This is a genomic window from Tianweitania sp. (assembly GCF_032053605.1).
Taxonomy (GTDB): Bacteria; Pseudomonadota; Alphaproteobacteria; order Rhizobiales; family Rhizobiaceae; genus Tianweitania.
In genome coordinates, this window is the sequence record NZ_DAMBUH010000061.1 from 19199 (window position 1) to 21147 (window position 1949).

The following is a 1949-nucleotide window of genomic DNA, read 5'->3' on the forward strand; positions in this document are numbered from 1 at the left end:
GTCGCCGCGCGATCAATCGCATCGAACAGTCGGTCAACGATCTCAGCCGCAACCCGCAGCGCATCATTTCCGGTGGTGAAGGTGGCGTTCGTGAATACGATGGGCGGGCACGGCGTTGACAAGCCGCAGTGCTGCGACAACACATATCAACGGTTGCATTGCCCGTGCAGGCAGTGATTCAGGGTTAAGGCGGGGATTTCCAGTGCGTTCAAGAAGTCGGCTACTTGGTGTCTTGGCTTTGTCCCTGGCACTGTCGGGATGCGCGCTGCTCGGCTCTGGCCCGGCACCGCTGGATACGTATTCACTCTCCGCACCCCGCGCGAGCGAGGGTGCGCGTCGTGGGCGGTTGCAGGTGCTGATTGCCGAGCCGACTGCGCTCAAGGCGCTGGACAGCGAGCGTATCGTCATTACGCCGGCTGTTGGCGAAATCGAATATCTCGGCGGTGCACAGTGGGCCGATCGCTTGCCGCGCGTCGTTCAGGCCCGGCTGGCAGAGAGCTTCCAGGCTTCCGGTCGCTTCGGCGGCGTGGGCAAGCCCGGTGAAGGCTTGGCGATCGACTACCAGGTCGTGACCGAGGTCCGCCGTTTCCAGATCGATGCAGCCGGCAATTCGGCCGTTGTCGAGCTGTTCATCCGAGTTCTCAATGATCGCACGGGCGTCGTGCGCGCCTCGCGGACCTTCACGGCGCGGGCACCGCTTGGTGGCGGCACCAAGGGCAATGCTGCTTATGTGGAAGCCCTCGACAAAGCCTTTAACCAGGCCGGTGCCGAGATCGTGGCCTGGACGGCGTCTTCGATCTGAGGTCACCAAGACAATCCGAAGGACCGTCTTAAACAAATCGAATACGAAGCGCGTCGCCCTTGGCGGCGCGCTTTTTGTTTAGGGCATACGACGCAGCATCGTGACGTCGTGCTCCTTGTAGGTCGCCCTGCCGAACGCTTCATACCCCAGTTTGCCAGCCAGCCGCAGCGACGCCGCGTTGTCCGGGTTGATGATGGCGACGGCTTCACGCTTGCCCGTCTTGGCCTCGAACCATGCGTGCGCAGCCGAGGCAGCCTCGAACGCCACGCCATTGCCGTGCACAGACGCGCTGAAGATCCAGGCTGTTTCCGGATAGGGATCGAAATCCGGCCCAAGCTCGCGGCAGAAATGGGCAAGGCCCGTATCGCCGATCAGCTTTCCCGTTGAACGATCGACCACGGCAAACAGCCCATAATCGAAGCTTGTCCAGTGCCCCACGAAGCGAAGCAGCCGCAGCCAGGTTTCTTCCCGTGTCGAGGGGCGTCCCGCCAGGAAGCGATAGACTTCAGGTTCGGCATGCATCGCGACATGCGCGTCCATGTCCTCGATCGTATGAGGCCGAAGCAGCAGTCGATCGGTCGTAATCAAGGGCCTTCCTCCTTGCACAAAAAAGGCGGACCGAAGCCCGCCTTTTGCTTGTTTGTTGTGCCTGCTGCTTACTTCAGGCGGCCGCTGGCGTGGGCGAGCATCGTGTAGACCTTGCCCGTGTCGGACGAGAGATAGGTCTGCGCCATCATGTTATCGCGATCATTTCGCGTCACATCGGCCAGAAGCTTATCGAAGTCGTTGCAGTAGCGATCAACCGCCGTGCGGAACTCCGTGTCGCCCTCATACTTGCGGCGGATCTCGTCAAAGGTCTGCTGACCCTTCAGCGTGTAAAGGCGACGCGTGAAGACGTTGCGCTCGCCCTTACGATAGCGATCCCACAGCTCGATCGAGGCATCGTGATCAATCGCCCGGGCGATATCCACCGACAGCGAGTTGAGCGATTCCACCACATGCAGCGGTGAGCGGGCCGGGGTCGTCGGTTGCGCAGCCGGTGCCGCCGCAGCCGTTTCCTCACGCGAAGCACCGCGCAGCAGATCGCGAACCCAACCGCCCTGAGGCGCCGCTTCGCGGGCCGGTGCCGGCTGTGATGGCTGCAAAC

2 protein-coding genes and 2 pseudogenes are annotated in these 1949 nt (G+C 62.1%); 2 read left to right on the plus strand and 2 right to left on the minus strand.

What is annotated here, in order from left to right:
• Both RTX98_RS13760 and RTX98_RS13765 read left to right on the plus strand, forming a co-directional pair.
• Positions 1-119, plus strand: a pseudogene (locus RTX98_RS13760) (MCE family protein); the annotation flags it as partial.
• 83 nt (positions 120-202) lie between these two features.
• Positions 203-802 (plus strand): ABC-type transport auxiliary lipoprotein family protein, encoded by a 600-nt coding sequence (locus RTX98_RS13765; RefSeq protein ID WP_312797272.1) that lies wholly within the window; start codon positions 203-205, stop codon positions 800-802.
• 78 nt (positions 803-880) lie between these two features.
• On the opposite strand, the gene RTX98_RS13770 is transcribed toward RTX98_RS13765, so the two are convergent.
• Together RTX98_RS13770 and RTX98_RS13775 are read right to left on the minus strand one after the other, a co-directional pair.
• Positions 881-1390 carry a GNAT family N-acetyltransferase gene (locus tag RTX98_RS13770; RefSeq protein ID WP_312797274.1) on the minus strand — a complete coding sequence of 170 codons (510 nt, stop codon included), beginning with the start codon at positions 1388-1390 and terminating at the stop codon, positions 881-883.
• A gap of 68 nt (positions 1391-1458) precedes the next feature.
• Positions 1459-1949 (minus strand): annotated as a pseudogene (locus RTX98_RS13775) (kinesin); the annotation flags it as partial.